This is a genomic window from Agrobacterium sp. ES01 (genome assembly GCF_050320885.1).
In the GTDB taxonomy this organism is placed as follows: Bacteria; Pseudomonadota; Alphaproteobacteria; order Rhizobiales; family Rhizobiaceae; genus Allorhizobium.
Genome location: NZ_JBNQTH010000003.1, coordinates 276028 through 301174, shown reverse-complemented (window position 1 = coordinate 301174; position 25147 = coordinate 276028). Strand labels below are relative to the sequence as shown.

At 57.5% G+C, this 25147-nt stretch carries 23 protein-coding genes and 1 riboswitch; of the genes, 15 read left to right on the top strand and 8 right to left on the bottom strand.

The window, feature by feature from the left end:
- Positions 1–2: 2 nt before the first annotated feature.
- Positions 3–473 (bottom strand): MarR family winged helix-turn-helix transcriptional regulator, encoded by a 471-nt coding sequence (locus ACQQ2Q_RS10730; protein ID WP_428187057.1) that lies wholly within the window; start codon positions 471–473, stop codon positions 3–5.
- 47 nt (positions 474–520) lie between these two features.
- Between ACQQ2Q_RS10730 and ACQQ2Q_RS10725 the strand changes: the two genes are divergently transcribed.
- Together ACQQ2Q_RS10725 and ACQQ2Q_RS10720 are read left to right on the top strand one after the other, a co-directional pair.
- Positions 521–1441 carry an alpha/beta fold hydrolase gene (locus ACQQ2Q_RS10725; RefSeq protein ID WP_428187056.1) on the top strand — a complete coding sequence of 307 codons (921 nt, stop codon included), beginning with the start codon at positions 521–523 and terminating at the stop codon, positions 1439–1441.
- A 58-nt stretch (positions 1442–1499) separates the two neighbouring features.
- Positions 1500–2108, top strand: coding sequence for a pyridoxamine 5'-phosphate oxidase family protein (locus ACQQ2Q_RS10720; protein WP_428187055.1), 609 nt, complete (start codon positions 1500–1502; stop codon positions 2106–2108).
- Positions 2109–2120: 12 nt separating this feature from the next.
- Here the strand turns inward: ACQQ2Q_RS10720 and ACQQ2Q_RS10715 are convergent, their stop codons facing one another.
- Both ACQQ2Q_RS10715 and ACQQ2Q_RS10710 read right to left on the bottom strand, forming a co-directional pair.
- Positions 2121–3191, bottom strand: a complete 1071-nt coding sequence (locus tag ACQQ2Q_RS10715) for a GGDEF domain-containing protein (protein WP_428187054.1) — start codon at positions 3189–3191, stop codon at positions 2121–2123.
- A gap of 215 nt (positions 3192–3406) precedes the next feature.
- Positions 3407–5014: a fumarate hydratase gene (locus tag ACQQ2Q_RS10710; RefSeq protein ID WP_428187053.1), complete on the bottom strand. Its 1608-nt coding sequence runs from the start codon at positions 5012–5014 to the stop codon at positions 3407–3409.
- 197 nt (positions 5015–5211) lie between these two features.
- Here ACQQ2Q_RS10710 and ACQQ2Q_RS10705 point away from each other — a divergent pair, with 197 nt between their 5' ends.
- Positions 5212–6084 (top strand): GGDEF domain-containing protein, encoded by an 873-nt coding sequence (locus tag ACQQ2Q_RS10705; RefSeq protein ID WP_428187052.1) that lies wholly within the window; start codon positions 5212–5214, stop codon positions 6082–6084.
- A gap of 46 nt (positions 6085–6130) precedes the next feature.
- Here the strand turns inward: ACQQ2Q_RS10705 and fumC are convergent, their stop codons facing one another.
- Positions 6131–7522 (bottom strand): class II fumarate hydratase, encoded by a 1392-nt coding sequence (gene fumC, locus ACQQ2Q_RS10700; protein WP_428187051.1) that lies wholly within the window; start codon positions 7520–7522, stop codon positions 6131–6133.
- Positions 7523–7598: 76 nt separating this feature from the next.
- On the opposite strand from fumC, the gene ACQQ2Q_RS10695 reads away from it, so the two are divergent.
- From ACQQ2Q_RS10695 to ACQQ2Q_RS10685, 3 genes are all read left to right on the top strand, one after another.
- Positions 7599–8000 carry an ArsR/SmtB family transcription factor gene (locus ACQQ2Q_RS10695; RefSeq protein ID WP_428187050.1) on the top strand — a complete coding sequence of 134 codons (402 nt, stop codon included), beginning with the start codon at positions 7599–7601 and terminating at the stop codon, positions 7998–8000.
- 60 nt (positions 8001–8060) lie between these two features.
- Positions 8061–9116, top strand: coding sequence for an ACR3 family arsenite efflux transporter (gene arsB / locus ACQQ2Q_RS10690; protein WP_428187049.1), 1056 nt, complete (start codon positions 8061–8063; stop codon positions 9114–9116).
- A 296-nt stretch (positions 9117–9412) separates the two neighbouring features.
- Complete coding sequence (locus tag ACQQ2Q_RS10685; protein WP_428187495.1) at positions 9413–11329, top strand: L,D-transpeptidase family protein; 1917 nt, start codon at positions 9413–9415, stop codon at positions 11327–11329.
- Positions 11330–11339: 10 nt separating this feature from the next.
- Here ACQQ2Q_RS10685 and ACQQ2Q_RS10680 read toward each other — a convergent pair whose 3' ends face one another.
- A complete protein-coding gene (locus tag ACQQ2Q_RS10680; RefSeq protein ID WP_428187048.1) occupies positions 11340–12020 on the bottom strand; it encodes an HAD family hydrolase in 681 nt (226 codons plus the stop codon).
- Positions 12021–12167: 147 nt separating this feature from the next.
- Here ACQQ2Q_RS10680 and rpiA point away from each other — a divergent pair, with 147 nt between their 5' ends.
- The 3 genes from rpiA to gor all read left to right on the top strand — a co-directional run bounded on the left by rpiA (position 12168) and on the right by gor (position 14952).
- On the top strand, positions 12168–12878 hold the full coding sequence (gene rpiA, locus ACQQ2Q_RS10675; RefSeq protein ID WP_428187047.1) for a ribose-5-phosphate isomerase RpiA: 711 nt from the start codon (positions 12168–12170) through the stop codon (positions 12876–12878).
- Positions 12879–12883: 5 nt separating this feature from the next.
- Positions 12884–13441: a DUF2059 domain-containing protein gene (locus ACQQ2Q_RS10670; protein ID WP_428187046.1), complete on the top strand. Its 558-nt coding sequence runs from the start codon at positions 12884–12886 to the stop codon at positions 13439–13441.
- 122 nt (positions 13442–13563) lie between these two features.
- The gene (gene gor / locus ACQQ2Q_RS10665; protein WP_428187045.1) at positions 13564–14952 is read left to right on the top strand and encodes a glutathione-disulfide reductase; all 1389 of its coding nucleotides are present in this window, start codon (positions 13564–13566) and stop codon (positions 14950–14952) included.
- A 13-nt stretch (positions 14953–14965) separates the two neighbouring features.
- Here gor and ACQQ2Q_RS10660 read toward each other — a convergent pair whose 3' ends face one another.
- Positions 14966–16252, bottom strand: coding sequence for a pilus assembly protein TadG-related protein (locus tag ACQQ2Q_RS10660; protein ID WP_428187044.1), 1287 nt, complete (start codon positions 16250–16252; stop codon positions 14966–14968).
- A gap of 401 nt (positions 16253–16653) precedes the next feature.
- Between ACQQ2Q_RS10660 and ACQQ2Q_RS10655 the strand changes: the two genes are divergently transcribed.
- Together ACQQ2Q_RS10655 and ACQQ2Q_RS10650 are read left to right on the top strand one after the other, a co-directional pair.
- Entirely contained in the window at positions 16654–18030 is a 1377-nt protein-coding gene (locus tag ACQQ2Q_RS10655) for a class II 3-deoxy-7-phosphoheptulonate synthase (RefSeq protein WP_428187043.1), read from the top strand.
- A 105-nt stretch (positions 18031–18135) separates the two neighbouring features.
- A complete protein-coding gene (locus tag ACQQ2Q_RS10650; protein WP_428187042.1) occupies positions 18136–18537 on the top strand; it encodes a GFA family protein in 402 nt (133 codons plus the stop codon).
- On the opposite strand, the gene ACQQ2Q_RS10645 is transcribed toward ACQQ2Q_RS10650, so the two are convergent.
- Together ACQQ2Q_RS10645 and ACQQ2Q_RS10640 are read right to left on the bottom strand one after the other, a co-directional pair.
- On the bottom strand, positions 18534–19070 hold the full coding sequence (locus ACQQ2Q_RS10645; RefSeq protein WP_428187041.1) for a DUF1003 domain-containing protein: 537 nt from the start codon (positions 19068–19070) through the stop codon (positions 18534–18536). The two genes, ACQQ2Q_RS10650 and ACQQ2Q_RS10645, sit on opposite strands and share 4 nt — an antisense overlap.
- Positions 19071–19160: 90 nt before the next feature.
- Positions 19161–21092, bottom strand: coding sequence for an LTA synthase family protein (locus tag ACQQ2Q_RS10640; protein WP_428187040.1), 1932 nt, complete (start codon positions 21090–21092; stop codon positions 19161–19163).
- Between the two features lie 196 nt (positions 21093–21288).
- On the opposite strand from ACQQ2Q_RS10640, the gene ACQQ2Q_RS10635 reads away from it, so the two are divergent.
- From ACQQ2Q_RS10635 to bluB, 4 genes are all read left to right on the top strand, one after another.
- On the top strand, positions 21289–22971 hold the full coding sequence (locus ACQQ2Q_RS10635; RefSeq protein WP_428187039.1) for an NAD+ synthase: 1683 nt from the start codon (positions 21289–21291) through the stop codon (positions 22969–22971).
- Positions 22968–23306, top strand: coding sequence for a hypothetical protein (locus ACQQ2Q_RS10630; protein WP_428187038.1), 339 nt, complete (start codon positions 22968–22970; stop codon positions 23304–23306). The genes ACQQ2Q_RS10635 and ACQQ2Q_RS10630 overlap by 4 nt, the downstream gene beginning before the upstream one ends.
- Positions 23307–23331: 25 nt before the next feature.
- Positions 23332–24162 (top strand): TolB family protein, encoded by an 831-nt coding sequence (locus ACQQ2Q_RS10625; RefSeq protein ID WP_428187037.1) that lies wholly within the window; start codon positions 23332–23334, stop codon positions 24160–24162.
- A gap of 45 nt (positions 24163–24207) precedes the next feature.
- Positions 24208–24404, top strand: a riboswitch (cobalamin riboswitch).
- Between the two features lie 45 nt (positions 24405–24449).
- The gene (bluB, locus tag ACQQ2Q_RS10620) at positions 24450–25139 is read left to right on the top strand and encodes a 5,6-dimethylbenzimidazole synthase (RefSeq protein ID WP_428187036.1); all 690 of its coding nucleotides are present in this window, start codon (positions 24450–24452) and stop codon (positions 25137–25139) included.
- Positions 25140–25147 lie beyond the last annotated feature (8 nt).

Here is a 25147-nt window from a genome sequence, read left to right as displayed (position 1 = left end):
CCTCAATCTGAGGCCAGATCCTCGTCGGCCTGCAAGCGGGCGGCCAGCTGCTCCATGACATCGGCCACTGTCAGGCATTGCTCTATAGGAGCAGCCGACATGGTCTTTTCAATCAGCGCTGTCTGGATGGCCATGGCCTCTTCTGTGAGTTTGCGGCCTTTGTCTGTCAGATAGAGGCGCAGGATCCTTTTGTCTTGCCTGTCGCCAAGGCGGGAGATCAGATCGCGTTTTTCCATCTGGGGCAGCAGCATGCTCATATTCGAGCGCCCTACCAGCAGCTTGCGGGCCAGTTCTTGCTGAGAAATACCTTCGAAGCGGTAGAGATTGATCAAGATATCGAGTTGCGGCGGCTTGATGTCGAGCGGTGCAAGCTGGCGTGCGAGGGTCTGTTGCATCAGCTGGCAGGCGCGACCGACGGCGATCCAACTCTTGAATCGCGGATGTTCCCAGGGAAGAGCTTGCTTTTTGTTCATGCTTGTACTTTATTGTTCAATGTTGAACATGTTATGGGAATCCGACTATGGCATCGTTCGCGCTGAAGGTCACCCGTCTCGCTTTCAGGATATTGGGTGCGCTCTCGCCGCGTCTTGCGGGACAGGCGGCATTTTATCTGTTCTGTCGGACACCGTCGCGCAAGCCACGGGGCGAAAAGCCGATTGCCATGTTTGCCAAAGGCAGAGAATTGCTAAGGAACGCCAGGCTGGAGATGGTGCATGTCGACGCGGGCGATGTCGCCACCTATCGCCTCGCAGGGACCGTCGGCGGCAAACGGGTGATGCTTGTCCATGGATGGGCGTCTCGAGCCGAATATATGGCGGTGCTGGCAACGGGGCTGCACAGGGCCGGAGCCGAGGTGGTGCTGGTCGATCTGCCGGGTCACGGACGCACCTATGGCAAGACGCTGAACATCCGAAATGCGGCGGAAGCGCTGGCCGCGGTGGAAAAGGCAATCGGTCCGTTCGACGCTGTGGTTGCCCATTCATTCGGCGGGCTGGCCTTGATGTCAGCCGTCGGGCAGATGTTTCCCGAGGTGCCGTCTTTGGCGGCACAGCGTCTCGTCCTGATCGGTGCGCCATCTCAGGCCGTGGAGATATTCCAGGACTTCTCGGGCCTGTTGAAGCTCTCACCGGCGACCAGACAGGCCTTGTTCGATCATGTGGGAAAGGTTGCCGGGCGCCCCCTTGCCGAATTCGACATGGCTCAGATTGCACGCACCGAAGCCCGCCCTATGCTGATCGTGCATGCGCCGGATGACAAGGAAGTCGGTGAGCATCATGCCCGCAGCTATGAGGGGATCGGAAACCACATATCCTTTTTCTGGGCCGATGGTCTGGGACATCGCCGGATTGTCTCGGCGCCTGACGTCAGTGCTGCCATTGCCGAATTTCTCCAACTGTCGTCCTCCGACCGAACGCTTGCTCACAGCGCAAGGGCGTCATAAATCTGAAATGCGCGTCGGCTAGTGGCGCAGTTTTGAATGATTGATGTCTGGAGATGTGATGACGATCCTGCGCTCGGTTGACGATTTGAAGGCGATCTACGGCGATGTTTCCGAAGCGTCCGTGGCCAAGGTGACGCGCTTTCTGACGGCCGAATATCGCCAGATGATAGAGGCGTCACCGTTTGTTGCGCTGTCGACGGTCGGGCCTGAAGGGATGGACTGTTCTCCGCGCGGCGACGAGGGGCGTGTCGTTCGGGTCGAGGACGATCGCCATCTGGCGCTGCCGGACTGGCGTGGCAATAACCGGATCGATTCGCTGGTCAATATTGTGCGAGACCCGCGGGTTGCCTTGATGTTCCTGATCCCGGGCTCAAATACAGTCATGCGCGTCAATGGAACCGCCGTTGTGTCGGTCGAGCCGGATCTGCTTGCCAGTTTCGAAATGGACGGCAAGCATCCCCGCAGCGTCATTGTGATTGAGATCGTGGAAGTTTATTTTCAGTGTGCGCGTGCAGTGATGCGGGCACAATTATGGAATCCGGAGCGGTTTGCAGATGTTTCTGCGCTACCGACGCCGGGTACATTGCTCAAGGCGGCAAAAGCAGATTTCGACAAGGAAACCTATGATCGTGAGTGGGCCGCGCGTGCGGCCAACACCATGTGGTGACGGAAAGATACCTCACGCGCCGCGGTAGAGCAGCCAGCTCTTGTTGAAGTCTTTCTTCATTCCGTCTTCGAACAGGCGCGTTCGATTGCGACCATCGTTCTTGGCGCAGTAAAGCGCGATGTCGGCCTTGCCATACAGCTCGCCGGCATCACTGACTTCTGCGGCCATGCAGCCGCCCAGGGAAATGGTGACGGAGCCATAATCGACGCCGGTTTTAGAGTTCCTGAATGGTGTGCTCTGTAATGCAATTCGTACACGCTCGCACACCTCGTAGACCTCTTCGCGTGAGCTTCCGTCGAGAATGACCGCGAATTCTTCTCCGCCGGTTCGTGCAACAAAAGCATCTCGGCGGACATTGGTGCGTATTACGGTTGCCACAGTTGCTAGAATCTTGTCACCGACCGGATGGCCATAGCTGTCGTTGATCTGCTTGAAGTGATCGATGTCCATCAAGATGAGCGCGGTTGGCAGAAAACCGTTCTCCGATTCAAAGATGCCGGCAAGTCTCTCGTCGAAGGCGCGACGGTTGGACAGCCGCGTCAGCGAATCGGTATTGGCAATCCGCTTGTACTCGTCGAGCTCCTTGCGGATCACGTCCATTTCCTGGGACTTCTGCTGGACGCTTTCGACCGTCTTTTCGCCATGCGCCATGGTGTCGCCAGTGGCAACGGTCAGTATGGTGATGGCGTTGCGCAGGATGTCGGCACTGGTGCTGCTCTTGGAAGCAATCTGTTGAACAGTTTCGCCGAGAAGCTTGTTATAGCTTTCGAGCGAGTTCTGCTCGACGTTTAGCGCGCGCAACAGGCTGTCCAGCTGCGTTATGATCTTGGAATGCGCGTTTTCGATTCCGCGGGTCCGCTGGCTGGCGAAATACCGCTCGCCAATCGTGTCAAGCTCGTCCTGCGTTGCACGTTTTCCAAGTGCCGCAAGGTCTCTGCTCAGTGCGGGGTTGGACCCGATATAGGCTTCGTAGAACAGTTCATAATTGCGGGGAATCGACGGAACGCCCATGGTGCGCATGGCGTAAACGATCTGTGCAGCGATGTCTGGAAGTTGCGCTTTCGCCACTTCGACCGTATTCATCGATTCTACCCCAAAGTATTATTATTTATGCTTGCGCTTATGTTGTTATGCTTAAATTATTTTGAAAGTTTTAACAGAGTGCTTGTCGGTTTTTCCTGCTGGATTAACAAATTACAATCTAAGGCACTGAAAGATAGAGTAAATTAGCTATATTTTTTACCCTTCCGATAAAAAAGGCGCAAATTGCGCCTTTTAATTTTCGAGAACCGGCAAGATCAGCCCAGATTGAACTCCTGGAAGAAGTCGTTGCCCTTGTCATCGGTCACGATGAAGGCAGGGAAATCCTCAACCTCGATCTTCCACACAGCCTCCATGCCCAGTTCCGGGTATTCCAGAACCTCGACCTTTTTGATGCAATCCTGCGCAAGCCGAGCGGCCGGGCCGCCTATGGAGCCGAGGTAAAAGCCGCCATGGGTCTTGCATGCCTCGCGAACAGCGCGCGAGCGGTTGCCCTTGGCCAGCATCACCATGGAGCCACCAAACGACTGGAACTGGTCGACATAACTATCCATGCGACCGGCTGTGGTCGGACCGAATGATCCAGAGGCATAACCGGCCGGTGTCTTGGCCGGTCCGGCGTAGTAGACCGGGTGATTTTTCAAGTATTCCGGCATGCCTTCACCGTTTTCCAGGCGCTCGCGTATCTTGGAGTGGGCAAGGTCACGCGCGACGATAATGGTGCCGGTGAGCGACAGCCTTGTCTTGACCGGATGCTTGCTCAATTCGGCGAGGATTGCCGTCATGGGCTGATTGAGGTCGATCTTCACCATTGAGGATGACAGCGCGGTCTCATCGATCTCCGGCATGTATTTCGACGGATCGGTCTCAAGCTGCTCGATATAGATGCCGTCCTTGGTGATCTTGCCCTTGGCCTGACGGTCGGCGGAACAGGAAACGCCAAGTCCGATCGGCAGTGACGCGCCGTGACGCGGCAGTCGAATGACGCGGACGTCATGACAGAAGTACTTTCCGCCGAACTGGGCACCGACGCCCATGGACTGGGTCAGCTTGTGGACTTCCTTTTCCATCTCAAGGTCGCGGAACGCATGGCCGCTGTCCGAGCCTTCGGTGGGCAAGTCGTCGAGATAGCGGGCCGACGCCAGCTTGACTGTCTTCAGGTTCATTTCTGCTGACAGGCCGCCAATCACGATTGCCAGGTGATAGGGGGGACAGGCAGCGGTACCCAGGGTCAGGATCTTTTCCTTCAGGAAATCGATCATCCGGTCATGGGTCAGAAGCGAGGGCGTGCCCTGATAAAGGAATGTCTTGTTGGCCGAACCGCCGCCCTTGGCCATAAACAAGAACTTGTAGGCGTCCTCGCCCTCTTCGTAGATATCGATCTGGGCCGGCAGATTGGTCTTGGTGTTCTTTTCCTCAAACATCTTCAGCGGTGCGAGCTGCGAATAGCGCAGGTTCTTGCGCTCATAGGCATCGCGTACGCCGGCTGCCATGGCTTCATAGTCGCCGCCATCGGTCCAGACGCGGCGGCCCTTTTTGGCCATGACGATGGCGGTGCCGGTGTCCTGGCACATTGGCAGTATGCCGCCGGCTGCAATGTTGGCGTTCTTCAGCAGGTCGAAGGCGACGAAACGGTCGTTGTCGGTGGCTTCGGGATCGTCCAGAATGGAGGCCAGCTGTTTCAGGTGTCCCGGCCGCAGCAGATGGTTGATGTCTGACAGCGCCGTTTCGGCCAGCAGCCTGATCCCTTCGGGATCGACGCTCAGGATCTCGTTTCCGTTGAAGGATGTGGTTGAAACATAGTCGGATGAGATCTTGCGGTAGGGGGTCGTGTCCTCACCAAGCGGAAACAGGTCGTCAGCCATCGCGGTGCCTTTCGAAATAGCATGCAGGATGGTCTGTGGTTTAAGGGCAGGGCGTTAACAATTCAATGTTCGGGCTGCTCTGCAGATCCCAAGTTTTCGGCATTTCCCTCGATTTGATGAAGCAGAGTGCATTTTTTTTGGCAGACTTGAGCCGCCGATGTAGTAGTGGGGCGTCAAGTTTCAGGAGCTTAGTATTTATGGATACGATGAAGTCTGCCAGCCCGATGTGGCGCCGGTCCATTGTCACGCGGATCTTCGTCGTCTGCTTTGTCTGCATTCACCTTCCCTTGCTCGGTCTGATCGCCAGTCTGAGCCTGCTCGAAGGCGGCGACAATGCACATTCCTTATTCGTCGTTCTCGGGGCAACGCTTGTTGGTACCGTTCTTTGCCTTGGCATTCTGTGGCAGTTGATTGCTCCGCTGCGCCGGTTGTCGACGGAAATTGCAGCATTCCGGATGATCGGGGAATTCGGCGAGGCTCGGCTTAACAAGCGCGGAGACGATGAGATCGCTGTGGTCACCCGGGCCGTTTGCGGGCTTGTAAGCGAAATTGAAGCGATCGGTGAGCGCAATGACGTGCCGGCGATCACAGACCCATTGAGCGGATTGCGCATGGGGCGTGCGATGCTGGACGAGGGGGAGGATCTGTTCCGCAGATGCCAGGAGGGCAAAGAGCCTCTGAGCCTGATCATCTTCGATCTCGACCATTTCAGAGCGATCAGGGAAGAGCAGGGGCGGGCCATTGCCGACAAGACGCTGGTTGCCGTTGGTGATTTGCTGCGCTCGATGACCGATGATAATTCTCTGTCTGCACGCATGGGCGGCAGCATCTTCATGCTTCTTCTGCCGGAAACGGGGCAGGACGGCGCTTTGGAATTTGCGCAGAAGATCGGCGACAGACTGGATAGCCTGGTGGTCGATCCACTCAAACGTGGAGACCTGTCTGCTAGCTTTGGCGTCAGCCAGCTGAGCCCGGAGATGACGTCGGTCGCTGACTTGATCCGCGACGGAGACATGGATCTGTTCAGGGCGCGGGAGACCGGTCGCAGCCGCTGGCGGTCTGCATCTTGATGCGCAGCCGGTCCGCAATGACCGGCTGCGTTTACATCTTTGATGCTTACTTGGGCCCGATCATGAGTTCCGGGCGCACCAGTTCGTCGAATTCCTCATTGCTGAGATAGCCACCGCCCACGGCCTCTTCGCGAAGCGTGGTGCCATTCTTGTGGGCGGTCTTGGCGATCTTGGCGCAGGTGTCGTATCCAAGCCGGGAGTTGAGCGCGGTCACCAGCATCAGCGAGTTTTCGACACCCTTCTTGATGTTGTCCTCACGCGCCTCGATGCCAACCACACAATTGTCGGTGAAGGAGCGGGCTGCGTCGCCCAGCAGCTGGACCGACTGGAGGAAGTTGTAGGCCATCATCGGATTGTAGACATTAAGTTCGAAATGGCCCTGGCTGCCGGCGAAGGTGATGGCAGCCTGATTGCCGAAGATATGCGCGCAGACCTGGGTGAGGGCTTCCGACTGGGTGGGGTTGACCTTGCCAGGCATGATCGAGGAGCCAGGCTCGTTTTCCGGCAGAGAAAGTTCTCCAAGGCCTGCGCGGGGGCCGGAGCCGAGAAAGCGGATGTCATTGGCGATCTTGAAGCAGGCAGCAGCCGCAGCGTTGATCGCGCCGTGCGCAAAGACCATGGCGTCATGGGCGGCCAGCGCCTCGAACTTGTTGGGCGCTGTTACAAAGGCGAGGCCAGTGATGGTGGCGATTTCTTCAGCGACCTTTTCGGCAAACCCTTTTGGCGCATTGAGCCCTGTTCCAACGGCTGTGCCCCCTTGGGCCAGTTCGCAGAGGCCGGGTAGGGTCAGCTCGATTCGCTTGATGGCGGAGGCAATTTGCGCCGCATACCCGGAGAATTCCTGGCCGAGCGTCAGGGGTGTCGCGTCCTGCGTGTGGGTCCGGCCGATCTTGATGATGTGAGCGAAGGCCTTCGCTTTTTCGTCTAGCGCTTGCTGGAGATGCTGCAGGTTTGGTAGCAGATGGCGAACGATCTGTTCGGCACAGGCGATGTGCATGGCCGTCGGATAGGTATCGTTGGACGACTGGCTCATATTGACGTGGTCGTTCGGATGGACCGGCTTTTTCGAGCCCATCTCGCCGCCCAGCATTTCAATGGCGCGGTTGGAGATCACTTCATTCGCATTCATGTTGGACTGGGTACCGGATCCTGTCTGCCAGACCACAAGTGGGAAGTGGTCGTCCAGTTTTCCGTCGATCACTTCCTGCGCAGCGCTGACGATTGCGTTGCCAATTTTCGTGTCGAGGACACCCAGAGACATATTGGCACGGGCCGCCGCCTGCTTGACGATACCAAGTGCGCGCACCACAGATAAAGGCTGCTTTTCCCAGCCTATCTTGAAATTGCCACGCGATCGCTCGGCCTGAGCGCCCCAATATCGGTCGGCAGCGACGTCAATTGGGCCAAAGGTATCCGTCTCGGTGCGGGTGTTTGTCATGGGGTGATCCTTTTTTGAGAACTCCCAAGACAAGATGGTGGGAGACGGGCGCAAATCAAGTTGACTGGGCAGGCAAGTGGTGCGCAAGGGCATGTCAGAGCATCCTTGGACTTGCAATCTTTCATACTTCATGATTTATCGAACTATGGACAAAATTGATGCACTGGCAGCGCTTTCGGCGCTTGGTCACGAAGCACGGCTTGAAATTTTTCGTTTTCTGGTGCGCGCTGCGCCGGATGGAAAGCATGCGGGCGACGTTGCGAGCCATCTCGATATTCGCGCCAATACATTGTCTGCGCATTTGATGGTGCTCACCAATGCCGGGCTCATCGCAGGAGAACGGGAAGGGCGCCATATCAGGTATCGTGCCAATCTCGATGCGATGCGCGGACTAATGGCGTTCATGCTGGAAGACTGCTGCGGCGGCTCGCCGGATTTATGCCGTCCCATTCTGGATGAACTGGTTTGCCGGTGCTGAGATAAGCGCGGGCACATGTTTTCGGCTCTCCTCTCCCTCATTTTTCGTTTCAGGATCGTCATGAAAGACAACGCTTCCCGGTCGCCGCTCGGCTTCTTCGAACGCTACCTTTCCCTGTGGGTTGCCCTTTGCATTGCAGCCGGCGTCGGGCTTGGGCTGGCATTTTCGCCCGCGTTCAGTCTGATCGCATCGCTGGAATATGCCAAGGTCAATCTGGTGGTTGCGGTGCTCATCTGGGTGATGATCTATCCGATGATGGTCAGCATCGACTTTGCGTCTTTGCGGGACGTTGGCAAAAAGCCGAAGGGTCTGTGTGTGACCCTGGTTGTGAACTGGCTGATCAAGCCGTTCACCATGGCGGCCATCGCGGTGTTGTTTTTCGACCACCTGTTTGCCGGTCTCGTGTCGCCACAGGAGGGCAGCGAATACATTGCCGGCATGATCCTGCTGGGCGTCGCACCCTGCACCGCCATGGTTTTCGTCTGGAGCCAACTGGTCAGGGGCGATGCGAACTACACGCTGGTGCAGGTTTCGATCAATGACGTGGTGATGGTCTTTGCCTTCGCGCCCATCGCCGCTCTTCTGCTGGGCGTGACCGACGTGGTGGTGCCGTGGGAGACGCTGATGCTATCGGTGCTGCTCTATGTGGTCATCCCGCTTCTGGCCGGATATCTGACGCGCCTGTGGCTGGACCGAAAGCACGACACTCATGCCGTCGAGACCTTCACGGCTGCGCTGAAGCCTTATTCCATCGTCGGACTGCTTGGCACCGTGGTTCTGCTGTTCGGGTTTCAGGCGCAGACCATTGTCGGCTCGCCGCTTGTGATCGTGCTGATTGCCATACCATTGCTGTTGCAGAATCTGGTTATTTTCGTTGTCGCCTATGGCTGGGCTTATCTCTGGCGGCTTCCGCATTCGGTGGCAGCTCCCGCGGCGCTGATCGGAACGTCCAATTTCTTCGAACTGGCCGTTGCCGTCGCCATCAGTCTTTTCGGACTGCAGTCGGGTGCGGCACTCGCAACCGTTGTCGGCGTGCTGGTTGAAGTGCCGGCCATGCTGGCGCTGGTGGCCTTTGCCAACCGGACACGCAATAACTTCGATCTTCGCTCTGCCTGAGTGGCGCTGTTTCGCCACAGGTGTTATCAGTGATTCGGCTCTGTTATTTGAAAGTTAACTAAAGTTTTCTTCAAATGCAGTCAGGGGTGAAAATTATGCGCGCAGACCTCACATTAATTTGAGACATGCGGTACACGTCCCTGACGGATAAAACTTTTCAGCGTGGCGTTAATCGGTTAGCTCTCGGCGTTACGCCATTGGGATTGCTTGCCCGCGAGATGCGTTGTCGGGGCGTCCTGATGAAACAATCAAGAATATGAGGTTCGATAGTGAGCAGGTTCAAGAACAACACCGTCATGGCAGTTGCAATCGTTGGCGCATTTGCCGCGGTGCAGGCAGCGCCGGTCACCGCGCAGGCCACGACGCTTCTTGATCTGTTGCGCGGCGGTCCTGCCAAGGGCGAAAATAACAGAAGCAGGGATCGCGGCATTCAGCCGCTCTTTGGCGGTAGCCGCAATGTCTCGGGTATCCAGGCTGCGATCGATGACTCGGATCCTGAGCCGCTGCCGCGGGTGAGCGGACCGCGCTATTACGACTACAAGGCCGAGGCCATGCGCCTGGTCAAGACCGAAGGTTTCTGGACAGCGCCTGAGCCCGTTGCTGCCGTTGAGAATGTCTCGGCGTCGGGCGCCGACATGACCTCCACGGCGTCAATCGCCGCTCAGCCGAATTCCGATCCGCGTGCGGCGATGGATGGGGTCAAGGTTTATGCCACCGATGATGTCGCCGATGCGGTTGAAGCCTATTACACAAGCGGCAAGCCTTTGATCTGGGTCGATGGCCAAGGACCGAGCGACAAGGCGAAAGCCATGATCGAGGCGCTGGCCGCCGCCGATACAGTGGGCCTCGACCCCGAAGACTATCGCGTCAGCATGCCAGCCACCGCGGATGCGACGTCTGACGTTGACGGACGCGATGCCGCGCTGATGCGTTTCGAGGTGGCACTGTCCACCAAGGTGCTGACCTATGTCCGCGATACCGAACGCGGTCGGATCGATCCCAACAAGCTGTCTGGCTATCACGATTTCAAGCTCAAGAAGGTCAAGCTGACGCCGGTCTTGAACATGATGCGTCTGAGCCCCGATGTTGCCGCCTATCTGCGTCACCGGGATCCGTCCAATCCGCAATTCGAGGCATTGAAGGCTGAACTTGCAAAGCTGCGCGCGCAGGATGCGGGCGCCGGTCCGCGTATTACCATTGCGCCAAAACTATTGTTGAAGCCGGGTCGCAGCGATGCGGAGCTGGCCAATGTCGTGGCTCTCATTCGCAAGAACGCGTCGCCTGAACTCAAGGCCGAAAATTCCGCGGTCCTTGCTGCCTACACCGATACGCCGGAATACACGCCAGAGCTCGTGTCGCTGGTCGAAGGCTTCCAGAAGGAAGCCGGTCTACGCCCGGATGGCGTGATTGGACCTGCGACCGTTCGCGCGCTGGTGGGGCACACAAGCGCAGACAAGATCGAAAAGCTGATCGTGGCGATGGAACAGCTGCGCTGGTTGCCGGACAATCTCGGTGAGCGCTACGTGTTCATCAACCAGCCGGCATTCCAGGCCTATTACTTCGACCATGGCAAGCAGCAGATCGCCATGCGCGTCGTGGTCGGCTCGAAGGCGCACCAGACCTATTTCTTCGAGGACAAGATCCAGACGGTCGAGGTCAATCCTTATTGGGGCGTGCCGCAGTCGATCATCATCAACGAAATGCTGCCGAAGCTGCGGGCAGACCCAAGCTATCTCGACCGTCAGGGGTACGAAGTCAGCTACAAGGGGCGGCAGGTATCCTCCACCCAGGTTGACTGGAACTCCACCCATGCTGTCGATGTGCGCCAGCCGCCCGGCGGTAGCAACGCCCTTGGCGAGTTGAAGATCCTGTTCCCGAACTCGCATGCGATCTACATGCACGACACGCCGCAAAAGGCCTTCTTCAAGCGTGACATGCGTGCACTCAGCCATGGCTGCGTGCGGCTGTCAGAGCCGCGTGTGATGGCAGCCGCCGTCATGGGGACAACAGTCGATGATATCGGTCGCGAGATTGCGCAGGGTCAGAACAAGTCTCTGCCGGTGAAGGGCGATATTCCTGTCTACGTGTCCTACTTTACGGCCTGGCCACAGAAGGACGGATCGATCGGCTATTACAACGACGTCTACGATCGCGATTCGCATACTGAAAAGGCATTCGAAGTCACGACGGACGCACGCGAAGCCCGCAGTTGAGGAGAGGGGCTTAAGCGCCCCTCACCATCAGTTCGATCAACAGGTCGGGCGATAGCTCGTCATAATGACGGACAATCCGGTCGGCACCCAGTTGATCGACCGGAATATCGGTATAGCCGAACGGGACAGCCACACAGGGAACGGCGGCATTCTTTGCCGCCAGAATGTCGTTGATACTGTCGCCAATCATCACAGCTTTTTTCCGATCGCCTCCGGCCTTCAGGATGGTTCCCGTCAGATGGGCGGCATCGGGCTTGCGCACAGTGAATGTGTCCCCGCCGGTTGTGGCCGCGAAATAGTGGGACAGGCCGAGCCCGTCGATCAACTGCACGGCCAGCTTCTCGGTCTTGTTTGTGCAGACGGCAAGCGTAAAGTTTGCCTCTTTCAGTCTGTCCAGAGCGTCCACGAGGCCTGGAAAGGGTTTGCTCTTGCCCGGCATGTTGGCACCGTAATGCGCAATAAAACGGGCCATCAGCTTGTCGAGTTCTTCAGCTTCGATCGTTTGATCATAGAGTTTGAAGGCGCGTTCAATCATGGTGCGGGCACCCTGGCCCACCAGATGGGTGACGTCGTCGTAACTGACGGGCGGCAAATTGGCCGCTTCAATCGTGTGATTGAGGCTGTCGATCAGATCAGGCGCGGTGTCGACGAGTGTTCCGTCGAGGTCGAATACGATTGTGGGAGCTGGCATGATGTCCTCGTTGGCAACCGGATGACGCATCCGGGGTAGGAGATCATTCTTTAAAAAGCAAGCGCATGCAGGTCGCCAAAGGGGCTTTCGTTTGCACGTTCGGGCGTGTAAACAGCACTCGTCGAAATAGTTGGGAGATGCTGGCGCATGGACGCCCGGCAAATGAAGATCAAGGCCGCAGAAGCGGCGCTGGCGCATGTCGAGGATGGCATGAAGCTGGGCATCGGAACAGGCTCGACCGCGGAGGAGTTTGTCCGTCTGCTGGCCGAGAAAGTTTCGCAAGGGTTTAATGTCGAAGGGGTGCCAACCTCCGAGCGGACCGCGCGTCTTTGCGTGGAACTCGGCGTGCCGCTGAGATCGCTGGACGAGCTTCCTGAACTCGACCTGACAATTGACGGTGCCGACGAGGTCGATCACCAGTTACGGCTGATCAAGGGCGGCGGCGGCGCGCTGTTACGCGAAAAGATTGTGGCGGCTGCGTCGAATCGGGTGATTGTGATCGCCGACGATAGCAAGCTGGTGGAGACACTGGGTGCATTTCCACTGCCCATCGAGATCAATCCCTTTGGTCAGGCATCCACGCGGATCGCCATTGAAAAGGTCGCTTCCCGGCTCGGTCTTGTCGGCGAACTGGTCGTTCGTTCATCGCGCGACGTGGAGTTTACGACCGATGGCGGACACCTGATTGTCGATGCATCTTTTGGCCGCATTCCTGATGCAGAGGCCTTATCATCATCGCTCAATTCCATACCCGGAGTCGTAGAACACGGGTTATTTATCAACCTGGCTTCGATCGCCATCATCGCCGGACCGTCCGGCGCACGTGTGCTGGAAGCTGGAAGCAGACAGGAGCTATAGGTTTCATGATTGGTTTTTCGCGCATTGGCCGTGTTGCTTCGGTCGCCATTGTTTTGGGCAGCGTCGTTTTGGGCGCAACGGCTCACGCACAGGATGTTTCCGATGAGCAGTTGAAGGAGGCCCGTTCTGCCATTTCCGCACTGGGTTTGACGGACCGGTTCGATACCATTCTGCCGGGCCTGGCTGAGCGGCTTAAGGCCCAGCTGATTCAGGCTTATCCGAACTATCTCGATGAGATTTCCGCGACTGTCGACAAGAAGGCTATTGCGCTTGCGTCCCGTCGTGCCGATCTGGAGAAAGAGGCCGCACTCGTTTACGCAAAGGCCTTCACCACCGAAGAGCTGAAAAGCATTGCCGATTTCTACAGCAGCGATGTTGGCAAGAAGCTGTTGAAGGACGGCCCGATCGCACAACGCGAGCTGCTCAAGGCCGCTGATATCTGGGCGTCCGGCATTGCACGGGATCTCAACAAGGAGACCACCGAAGAACTGGTCAAGAATTTGGGCGCACCAGTGAACGCGGATGGCGCTGCAGCCCCGGCTGCTCCTGCGACCAACAACTGACGCTTAACGGCCTTTATGATGAGTGGGGAGCCCGGACACTGTTCGGGCTTTCCCTGTTTGATGATGTGACACTGAAAGGGCCGGGCTGCTGAAGAGCGCTGCCGTGGCCGAAGGAGCTTGTAATGGCAACCTATGACTATGACCTCTTCGTAATCGGCGGCGGTTCGGGTGGCGTTCGTGCCGGACGCCTTGCCGCGGGCATGGGCAAGAAGGTTGCTATCGCCGAGGAATACCGGTTCGGCGGAACCTGCGTCATTCGGGGCTGCGTGCCGAAGAAACTTTTCGTCTATGCCTCACAGTTTCACGAGCATTTCGAGGATGCAGCCGGCTATGGCTGGACGGTGGGCGAGAGCCATTTCGACTGGAAGAAACTGATTGCCGCCAAGGACAAGGAGATCCTTCGGCTGGAAGGTCTTTACCGCAAGGGGCTGGAGAATGCCGGTGCGGAAATTCTGGAGACACGCGCTGAAATCTTAGGCCCGAACACGGTGCGTCTGGTGAAAACCGACAAGGTTGTCTCGGCCGAGCGTATCCTGATCGCCGTCGGTGGATCTGCCAATCCGCACGCGTCCTTGCCGGGTCATGAGCTTTGCATTTCGTCCAATGAGGCGTTCCATCTGGACGAGCTGCCGCGCTCCATCGTGATCGCAGGCGGCGGCTATATTGCGGTGGAATTTGCCAATATCTTCCACGGTCTCGGTGTCGATACCACGCTCATCTATCGCGGCGCCGAAATCCTGTCGCGCTTCGATTCCGATATGCGCCGGGGCCTTCATGCGGCCATGGAAGCAAAGGGGATCCGTATCCTTTGCCATGACGTGATCCAGAATGTCAGCAAGCTGCCGGCGGGCGGCCTCTCGGTTGAGACGAAGAACCACGGAACATTGTCTGCCGGCCAGGTAATGCTGGCCCTTGGCCGTGACCCCAATACCAAAGGTCTGGGGCTGGAGGCCGCAGGCGTAAAGGTCGATGAACGAGGCGCTATCGTTGTCGACGATCATTCGCGGACAAATGTACCAAGCATCTTTGCGCTGGGCGACGTGACCGACCGTGTCCAGTTGACACCTGTGGCGATCCATGAGGCGATGTGCTTCATTGAAACCGAGTACAAGGGCAATCCCACCAAGCCAGACCATGACCTGATCGCGACCGCTGTTTTCTCGCAGCCTGAAATTGGCACGGTCGGTCTTTCCGAGGATGACGCTGCAAAGCAGTATCCGGAACTCGAAGTCTACCGCGCAGAATTCCGTCCGATGAAGGCGACTTTGTCGGGGCGCCAGGAGAAGATGATCATGAAGCTGATCGTCAATACCGCGGACCGGAAAGTGGTTGGCGCGCATATCCTTGGTCATGATGCCGGGGAGTTGGCGCAGATCCTCGGCGTTACCCTGAAGGCCGGCTGTACCAAGGATGACTTCGATCGCACGATGGCCGTACATCCGACAGCATCGGAAGAGCTGGTAACGATGTACAACCCAAGTTACCGGGTGAAGAACGGCGAGCGGGTATAACCCCGCTCTCTCGTCAGTTCGTCAGGCGAGGCCTTCCGATGACCTTGTTGAAGAGGGCGTTCATGGCGGCGGAAATGCCTTCGCCGGGAGCCACCTCGAAAAAGAGTCCCTCGGAAGCGCACTGCTCCATTCGAGTGGCGATCTGATCCTGGAACGGGCTGATCCAATTATTGTACCAGGCGTTCTTTGGCAGGGGCAGATAGGTGGTGTAGAGCACGGCTATCTGTATGCCCTTGTCTTTTAGCGGCTTGCAGTAGGAGGTATCGATGGGCTCCTGACAACGCGTTCCCGTCGTAGGTTTGGTGCAGGTGTACTGCTTTTTGCTGTCGCCCAGGCCGTCTGAGACGAAGAAAACCACTTTCTGTCGATCGCTGGCCGTGTTGCCTGTTCCACCAGTGCCCATGATCGTCTTCAACTCAGACAGTGCGTTGTCGAAGTCGGTGGTCTGGTCATTGTTGTAATTCTGCTTGGGTATCGACATCAGGTCGACCGCCGAGGCGTAGCTGCTGACCGTCTGCATGTTGGAACTCAATCCGCTCACCTTTGTCAGTTTGGCTTCTTCAGCCTTGGCGCCGAAGGTATAGACGGCCATGCGGTATTGATCACTCAGGATCATGCTGGCGGCAGCAGTATCCGTCAGCTCTTTCGTTGCCTCTCGCACGACATCGATCCGCATGTCGATCTTCAATTTCTTGGCGAGGTTATAGTAGTTGTTGCTGTCGGACTTGTCGTGGCAGGCGAAAGCGCAGCTGTCGGGCGTATTTCGCTCCAATGCGCTGATGTCGTCCGGAGTGGCGCCGACGCCCATGGACGGGGTGTTATCCAGCAACATGTAGAAGTCGATATAGGAACCAAGCGTATTGCTTGCCGTCGCCGTTCCACCGGTGGTGATCGTCTGCTTGCCGATGACCTTCAGAAGTGTGGTCGGAATGGTTGCCGTAAAAGTTACGTGTGCCGTGAGTTCGCGACCGACTTTTGTAAGCTCGACTTGAACGTTGTCCAGTATTTCTTCGTCGGGATCGGCCATCTGACCCAAAAACATGCGGCGGGCGTCTTCCTGGCCGATTGTCGTCGCCGCGCTATTGCTTGCGAGAGCGGCCTTCACAGCGGGTGATTTGGCGGCAATGGCACCGATTGCCGCTGCATCTGCGGCGTTTTGCAATTCGTTACGCAAGTTGAGCGCGCGCTGGACATCGATTGCCACACCTACGGTGCCGAGAAGGGGAACAAGCAGCAGCGCGGTCATGATGCCGAAATTACCGGATCGATCGTGCAAAAGACGCATGATAAATGGGCGCATGGACTACCACCTAAACAGCAAACAAGAGCGTATCTTCATGACACCAAATGGCGCGCCTGCATCGGCGCACAGAATTTAAATAGATGTATTTCTTTTGCCTTAATTACTCTTTAAAATTGTAGATCCATTTGCTTGCTTTCGATCGTTTTTTGTCTTCAGATCTTTTTGTCACTGCCTTTCGTGATCCTGGCTATTCTAGCTGCCTAAGTCCCCAAGTGAAGATTTGCGCGTGGGTCGGTTCTGTCCTGGTATCGAGCATCCCCGACCGCAAATTCGTGCCCATAAGGCGCCATTCTTTAGAAAACTACGGCTTTGCAAGCGGAGTATTAGCGACTATAAGCCGGCAATTCAGCGTGGCCGGGGTACGGCCGCCTACCGGCATGAACTAGCAGGTGATGACCATGGCACAGAATTGGACTCCAAGCAGCTGGCGGCACAAGCCGATCAAGCAGGTTCCGCTTTATCCCGACGATGCGGCGCTGAAAGCAGCCGAGGCGCGGCTTGCCAGCTATCCACCGCTTGTTTTTGCAGGGGAGGCACGTCGTCTCAAGAAGCATCTCGCCAATGTGGCCGAAGGCAACGCATTCCTGCTGCAGGGTGGTGATTGCGCCGAGAGCTTTGCCGAGCATGGTGCCGACAATATTCGCGACTTCTTCCGCGCGTTTTTGCAGATGGCTGTCGTGCTGACCTATGGTGCCCAGCTGCCCGTGGTGAAAATTGGCCGTATTGCCGGTCAGTTTGCAAAGCCGCGTTCTTCCGATTTCGAGAAGCAGGGCGATGTCGAGCTGCCAAGCTATCGTGGCGATATCATCAACGGTATCGAGTTCACGCCGGAAGCACGTATTCCGAATCCTGAACGTCAGATCATGGCCTATCGTCAGTCTGCGGCGACGCTGAACCTGCTGCGTGCGTTCGCGATGGGCGGCTATGCCAACCTAGAAAACGTACACCAGTGGATGTTGGGCTTCGTCAAGGATAGCCCGCAGGCGGAGCGGTACCGCAAACTTGCCGACCGCATCTCTGAAACCATGAATTTCATGCAGGCGATCGGCATCAATGCCGACAACCAGCCGAGCCTTCGCGAGACCGATTTCTTCACCAGCCACGAAGCGCTGCTACTGGGCTATGAAGAGGCGATGACGCGTGTGGATTCCACGTCCGGCGACTGGTACGCCACATCTGGTCACATGATCTGGATCGGCGACCGGACTCGTCAGGTCGATCATGCCCATGTCGAGTTCTGCCGTGGCATCAAGAACCCGATCGGTCTGAAATGCGGTCCTTCTCTCGAAGCCGACGATCTCATCAATCTGATCGATGTGCTGAACCCGGCCAATGAGGCGGGACGTTTGACGCTGATCTGCCGCTTCGGTCACGACAAGGTTGCTGACCATCTGCCACGGCTCATCCGTGCGGTTGAGAAGGAAGGCCGCAAGGTTGTCTGGTCCTGCGATCCGATGCACGGCAATACGATCACGCTCAACAACTACAAGACACGCCCGTTCGAGCGCGTCCTGTCTGAGGTCGAGAGCTTCTTCCAGATTCACCGGGCTGAAGGTACCCATCCAGGTGGCGTTCACATCGAGATGACCGGCATGGATGTGACCGAATGCACCGGCGGTGCCCGTGCGCTTTCGGCGGAAGATCTGCAGGATCGTTACCACACCCATTGCGACCCGCGCCTCAATGCCGATCAGGCATTGGAGCTGGCCTTCCTTCTGGCGGAACGCATGAAGGATGGTCGCGACGAAAAGCGGGTCATGGCCGCCAACGGCTGACACTGGGCCGGTTCAACCCTGCTTAAGTGATGTTGCAGCTCTTTGAATTTGACCAACCGGGCCGGCTTCCCCAAGCTGGCCCGGTTTCATTTTGAAGGGGTGCGCATGCAAGACAATCATCACGGTTCGTGCCTTTGCGGCGCCGTTCGTTTTCAAACGTCAGGGCCGCTGCGGGAGGTGATCGCCTGCCATTGTTCGCAATGCCGAAAGCAGACGGGGCTATATTATGCGGCCACCGATGTGGATACAGATCGCCTGACCATCGAGGGTGAGGACTGTATCGGATGGTATCGTGCGAGCCCGGATGCGCGGCGCGGTTTTTGCAAGACCTGCGGTTCAGCGTTGTTCTGGGTCGCAGATGGAGCGCGGCGGATTTCGATCCTGGCGGGAGCCTTTGAACAACCCAGCGGCCTCACCTTCGGCTACCACATCTATTGCGCCGACAAGGGGGATTTTTACACGATTGACGACGCACAGGCCCAGTATCCGGCTGGGCGCCCGTCCTAGCCTTTGGCTTGGTCGAGCTTTTCGGTCAATCGGCCAACCTCTTCGCGAAGCGCTGCCAGTTCGGTCAGTACCTGCATGTCGATCTTCTGGTGAAGCGCCAGGACGCCGAGCTCTGCCTTGAGGTTGACTTCGTAGTCCTTGGTTGCCTCGAAACGGTCGCGCTCGGCCTGGCGGTTCTGGGACATCATGATGATGGGCGCCTGGATGGCGGCAAGCATGGAGAGGATCAGGTTCAGGAATACAAAGGGGTAGGGATCGAATGCGTCACGGGTGAGGATGACGACATTGATAATCGCCCAGCCGCTTAGGAACAGAAAGAAGAAGATGATGAAGCCCCAGGAACCGCCGATCTTGGCGATCTGGTCGGCCAGCCTGTCGCCGAAGCTGGAGCGCGCCGTCAACTCGGCATTGACGTCGGTCGCAACGACCAACCGGTTCTTCGTCCGCTCGACCACCAGTCGTTCTGCGGCACTGAGCTGCTCGGCGGCTTTGCCCAAGTGTTTCTGGAAGAATTCCGGTCCAAGCATGTTCATTGTCCATTAGCAGTTGAAGCGCCTGTTGACGGCATACGCCATGAATGAGCGTGCTGACAATCCGGTTTCACCTTGGCAGGCGATCTCTGCTCAGCTGGCTGGCAAAAGCTGTCCCTTTGGGAAAAATTTCCCCGTGCTGAAGCCCTCGCCGAAGATGGTGTCATATTGCACAAGGCGATAATCATTCAAAGCGGGATCAGCCACAGGAGCCATCAGCCAGTCGGGATGGCCTTCGCCTGTCTTGTCGACCAGCATATAGCGATCGACCACGTCGTAGCGTTCATGAACCCTGCCAAGCAAGCCCGTATAGAAGGGATGTTCGAAGCCTGCGAGCGCCAACAAATGCATAGGCAGCTGCGAGGGGCTGACAGCGCCGAGATCTTTCTTGGTGCCGGTTTTCGAAGACCAGATCACAAGCGGCGTTTCATGTTCGCGGGCCATCTGTTCGACATCGGCACGTCGGTCGGCGACCTGATCTTTCATGTAACCGCTTTCGGGGTAAACCGTTCTGAGCGGAGGAAGGTGGTCGCCGAAGATCATAATGATGGTTTCGCGGTCACGCTTTTTTGCCCATTGCATCAGGTGTTTCAGGCTATCGTCGGCCTCTCGCACGCCTTGCGAATAGGTTGCAAGGATTGCCTTGCTGCCGTCAGACAGATCCGGTCCGTTGATGGCGATGGTATTGTTCTTGTAGCGGCCTGCCTCATAGGGGCCGTGGCCCTGAAGCGTGACGGCGAAGAAGAAGAACGGCTTGTCGGTGCTGTCGGCGTTCTTGATCAATTCGGCAGTCAGTGCCTCGTCGGAGGCGAAGATGCCGCGCTTTTCCATCGGCGGCATGTTTTCTTCCGACAGGAAGTTGTCGAAGCCCAGCGCATCATAGACATTGCCACGGTTCCAGAACCAGCTCTGGAAAGGATGGAAGGCCTTGGCGGCATAGCCTTGCGACTTGAAGAAAGTGGCAAGCGACGGCAGCGGGCGACGGATATATTGCTGATAGGGAATGCTGCCGGTGGGCAGGAAGGCATTGGAAAAGCCGGTGAGTGCCTCGAATTCGACATTGGCGGTCATCCCGCCGAATTCCGGCGAGAACATTGTCCCGGACTGGTTGGCGCGGATGACCGGCATTGGATCAGGCGTCAGCCGCACCGAGGTAAGCCGCGTCGGATCCCAAAGCGACTCGCTCATGATCATGATGACGTCGGGCTTCTCCGAGGACGTCGAAACTGCCGCAGGAGAGGCTGGCGTGGAGGGGATCTGGTCGATTGCCGTGGCATCATAGCCTTGGGGCGGCGCGACATTGGCCATCGGGATATTGAAGGCAAAGGCGAACAGGAAGCCGTTCTGCCTGTAGTTGGCCTTCTGATCCCACATCATGGGAATGATGTTGAGTTGGTCCCGCAGCGGCGAATATTTGGCATAGTCGAGCAGTGGCACAAAGCCGGCGATCAGGGGAATGGCCAGGGCCAGGCGGGCCAGTTTTCCCTTGGTGGAAATCGGATTGAAGTTGCGTCGTGCGAAAACCCACAGATAGACGATCGAGGTCACAGCGAGCACGGTTGCCACGCCATAGCCGAACGCGGCCAGTGGACGATCCGCCACCATGGCCGGCATCAGTTCGAAAATCTGGCGGCCGAACAGCATGTCGCTCGGATAGAGCGGATCTGACAGAAACATTTGTTTCTGGCTCGATATGAAGGCTGGCAGGATGGCCAGCGGCATCAGGATAAGCGCGGCCTGATGGGCGCGGCCGAGCAGGGCATCAAGAGCAATATAGAAGACGAACAAGAGGCCGATTGCAGCAAGGCCCGGTCTGTCTGGTGAAAACAGATAGGTTCCCACGTCATCGAGCGTGCCGCGCGCGATCCATTCCATCAGGAAGACGGTGGTGAAGGACAATGCCAGCGAATTCAACAGACATAGGCTGCTGGCGAAAAAACCGGCGTGACTGTGCGTTGGTATCGCTGATTTCAGCGCTGGCTGTTTTACGAGTACGGGGGCGTTATCGGTGGCAAACTCGGCCAACGCAGTCTCCAGGTTCAGTCGGAATGAAAAATATGAGCGGTGTCATACAAGTGTCATATAACTGTCATGAACGCTAGATGAACGGAGGCTATGGGACGCCCGTTGGAGTAAATTATTTTGCGCTGCGTTAAAGGCTTTGCGGTCCGGGCAGTCCTTCGTCGTTGCGAAGCGACAGGACACGCGCTAGAGGATTGTCATGGCTGAGCAAAAGACTGTTACCGACACACTTCGTATCGCAATCGCGCAGGGCAATCCGACCGTTGGCGATGTCGCCGGAAACCTTGCCAAGGCGCGGGCTGCGCGGGTCGAGGCCAAGGCCAATGGCGCTGACCTCGTGGTATTGCCCGAGCTTTTCATCTCGGGCTATCCGCCAGAGGATCTGGTGCTGAAGCCGTCATTCCTGGCGGCCTGTCAGTCAGCCGTCGATGAACTGGCTGCCGATACAGCCGATGGCGGTCCGGGCGTGATCATCGGCTTTCCCCGTCAGGGTGAGACAGGCCGACACAATTCCGTGGCGCTGATCGATGGCGGCAAGATCCTGGCATTGCGCGACAAGGTCGATCTGCCCAATTATGGCGAATTCGACGAGAAGCGGGTTTTCGAGGAAGGCTCGATTTCGGGTCCCTTCAATTTCCGCGGTGTTCGGCTCGGTATCCCGATCTGTGAGGAAATCTGGAACGATCTGGGTATCTGCGAGACGCTGGCTGAAGCCGGCGCCGAGATCCTGATCGTGCCGAATGGCTCGCCTTATTATCGCGGCAAGCTCGATGTGCGTCATCAGGTGGTGTTGCGACAGGTCATCGAGAGCGGACTGCCGCTTCTGTTCGTCAATCAGCTTTGCGGCCAGGACGAACTGGTCTTCGATGGCGCAAGCTTTGCCTTCAACTCAGACAAGACGCTGGCATTCCAGATGAGCCAGTTCGAGGAGACCTTCTATGTCTCCACATGGCGTCGCGAGGAGGACGGCTGGTGCTGTGACAAAGGCCCGATGTCACAGATTCCAGAAGCGGAGGAAGCGGACTACCGCGCCTGCATGCTGGGTTTTCGTGACTATGTGAACAAGAATGGTTTCCGCAGCGTCGTGCTGGGACTGTCCGGTGGCATCGACTCGGCCATTTGCGCGGCCATTGCGGTCGATGCACTGGGTGAGGAGCGCGTGCGCACGGTCATGCTGCCCTATCATTATACCTCCGAGGATTCGCTTAAAGATGCGGCCGATTGCGCCAAGGCTCTTGGTTGCCATTACGACATCGTGCCGATTGCGGAACCTGTAGAAGGCTTCCTGACCGCACTTGGCGAAATGTTCGAGGGCACGGAAAGTGGCGTGACGGAGGAAAACCTGCAAAGCCGCACGCGTGGCACGATCCTGATGGCGATCTCCAACAAGTTCGGTTCGATGGTCGTGACCACCGGCAACAAGTCGGAAATGTCGGTCGGTTATGCGACGCTTTACGGCGACATGAATGGTGGCTTCAATCCCATCAAGGACCTCTACAAGATGCAGGTCTATGCCATTTCTGCCTGGCGCAACGCGCATGTGCCGCCGGGAGCGCTTGGGCCGTCTGGGGAGGTTATCCCAGCCAATATCCTGACCAAGGCACCTTCTGCGGAACTGCGTCCCGATCAGACGGACCAGGATTCCCTGCCACCTTATCCGGTTCTGGATGACATTCTGGAATGCCTGGTGGAAAAGGAGATGTCGGTTGAAGACATCATTGCGCGGGGGCACGACGTCGCGACGGTCCACCGCATCGAGCACCTGCTTTATCTGGCGGAATACAAGCGTCGTCAGTCGGCGCCGGGCGTGAAGATCACCAAGAAGAATTTCGGCCGTGATCGGCGCTATCCGATTACGAACCGGTTCCGGGATCGTGCATGAGCGATCGTACCGAGGATCCGGGCGTTCGGACCGCGATGCCTGAATTCTCGCAGGCTGAGCGAGACTATATCTTTTCCGTCTCGGCGAGCGAAGAGCGGCGCAGCTCGCTCTTCGGTGTGGTGTCGGCCTTTGCCTATTATGCGCCGGCAATCGCCATCGGCGCCTATGGCTTATGGGACGGCGACTTCAAGGTGCTTGGCATCGGTTTCCTGACATTGGTCGCCAGTCTCGTATGGGGCTTTGCGGGCGAGTGGGGTCGCCGCAACGCGTTGCAGACGGGCGTGGCGATTGTCGTCAAGCTGCGGCGTGCGCTGGAACAGCCAACCAGTTTGTAGGCGAATTTGTTATTGGGGAGGGATTATGCGCAGTTCGGTTGAGATCTACGACATGGAGACGCGCGAGTGCGAGGTGGTCTGGCAGACAGACGATCTTGTCGAAGCGCCGAACTGGTCCCGCGACGGCGAATTCCTGATCGTCAATGGAAATGGGCTGCTCTACGCGCTGCCGCTCGGCGATGATGACGCCGAGCCCGAGCTGATCGATACCGGTCTCGCGGTCCGGCTCAATAACGACCATGGACTGTCACCCGACGGCGCATCCATTGCCTTTTCGGATGAGACGCTGTTTGGCAAGTCCTGCATCTATATTCTTGGTGATGGAGATGAGGAGCCGCGTCAGATCACTGCCAATATGCCATCCTATTGGCATGGCTGGTCACCGGACGGACGGGAACTCGCCTATTGCGGTGCGCGCGATGGTGCCTTCGACATCTATACGATTTCGGTCCGTGGTGGCACCGAACGGCGACTGACTTTCGGTGAAGGCCATAATGACGGCCCGGACTATTCGCCGGATGGCGGCTGGATCTATTTCAATTCCAGCCGTACCGGTCTGATGCAGATCTGGCGTATGCGATGCGATGGATCCGGACTGGAACAGCTGACATCGGACGGACAAGGCGATTGGTTCCCGCATCCTTCGCCCAATGGCGAGAAGGTTCTCTTTCTATCCTACGATCCGGATGTCTCCGGCCATCCTCGCGACAAGACTGTACGGCTTCGATTGATGGATGCAGATGGCGGCAATGTCGAGACGCTGTTCGAATTCTTTGGCGGGCAGGGCAGCATCAACGTGCCCAACTGGTCTCCCGACGGAACAGCATTCGCCTTTGTCCGCTATTTCCCCGAATAGACAGGCCGGTGTCGTTGCCGGCGCTTTGCGTTTGCCGTGCTTCGCGCTAAACCAACGTTGTCTGGTGCCCGCGCGAGCGGGAGAATCGGGAAGCCGGTGGAAATCCGGCGCGTGCCCAACGCTGTGAGGCTGATGCACGATCGGGAGTTTCCTGGAAACTCAGGCCACTGGTCTTGCGACCGGGAAGGCGATCGGAGCAGATGATGCCGAGCCAGAAGACCGGCCGGACACGATAGGCTTTGCCTGTGCGGACAGCAGGCGGTCGCAGCATTGTTGGGGATTTGACGATGCACGACGAACCACACGATCATTTCGTGCGGGCAGGGGCTTTTTGCGTTGAAGAACGCAACGCCGTCTACCGCGCCATCCATACCCGCCGTGATGTGCGGGATCAGTTTCTATCCGATCCATTGCCCGATGCATTGATCACTCGACTGCTGGAGGCGGCCCATGCCGCACCGTCCGTCGGGTTCATGCAGCCGTGGAATTTCCTGGTCGTGCGCGATGCTCGGATGCGGGAGGCGGTCTGGCATGCCTTCAGCCGTGCCAATGATGAAGCGGCAGAGATGTTCTCTGGAAGCCAGCGTGACAGCTATATGCAGTTGAAGCTCGAAGGCATCCGCAAGGCGCCGGTGGGAATCTGCATTACTTGCGATCCGACGCGCGGCGGTCCAGTTGTGCTCGGTCGCACGCATAATCCACGCATGGACAGCTATTCCACCGTTTGCGCCGTGCAGAACCTGTGGCTTGCGGCGCGTGCGGAAGGAGTGGGGGTCGGTTGGGTCAGTATCTTTCGCGATGCGGATTTGCGCGCGATCTTCGGCATTCCGGAACATGTCGAGATCATCGGCTGGTTCTGCCTTGGCTATGTCGACAAGCTCTATGATCAGCCGGAACTGGCGCTCAAGGGCTGGCGGCAGCGCTTGCCGCTTGAGGACCTGGTGTTCGAAGAGCGATGGCCCGATGGAGACGGCTGAGCGAATTC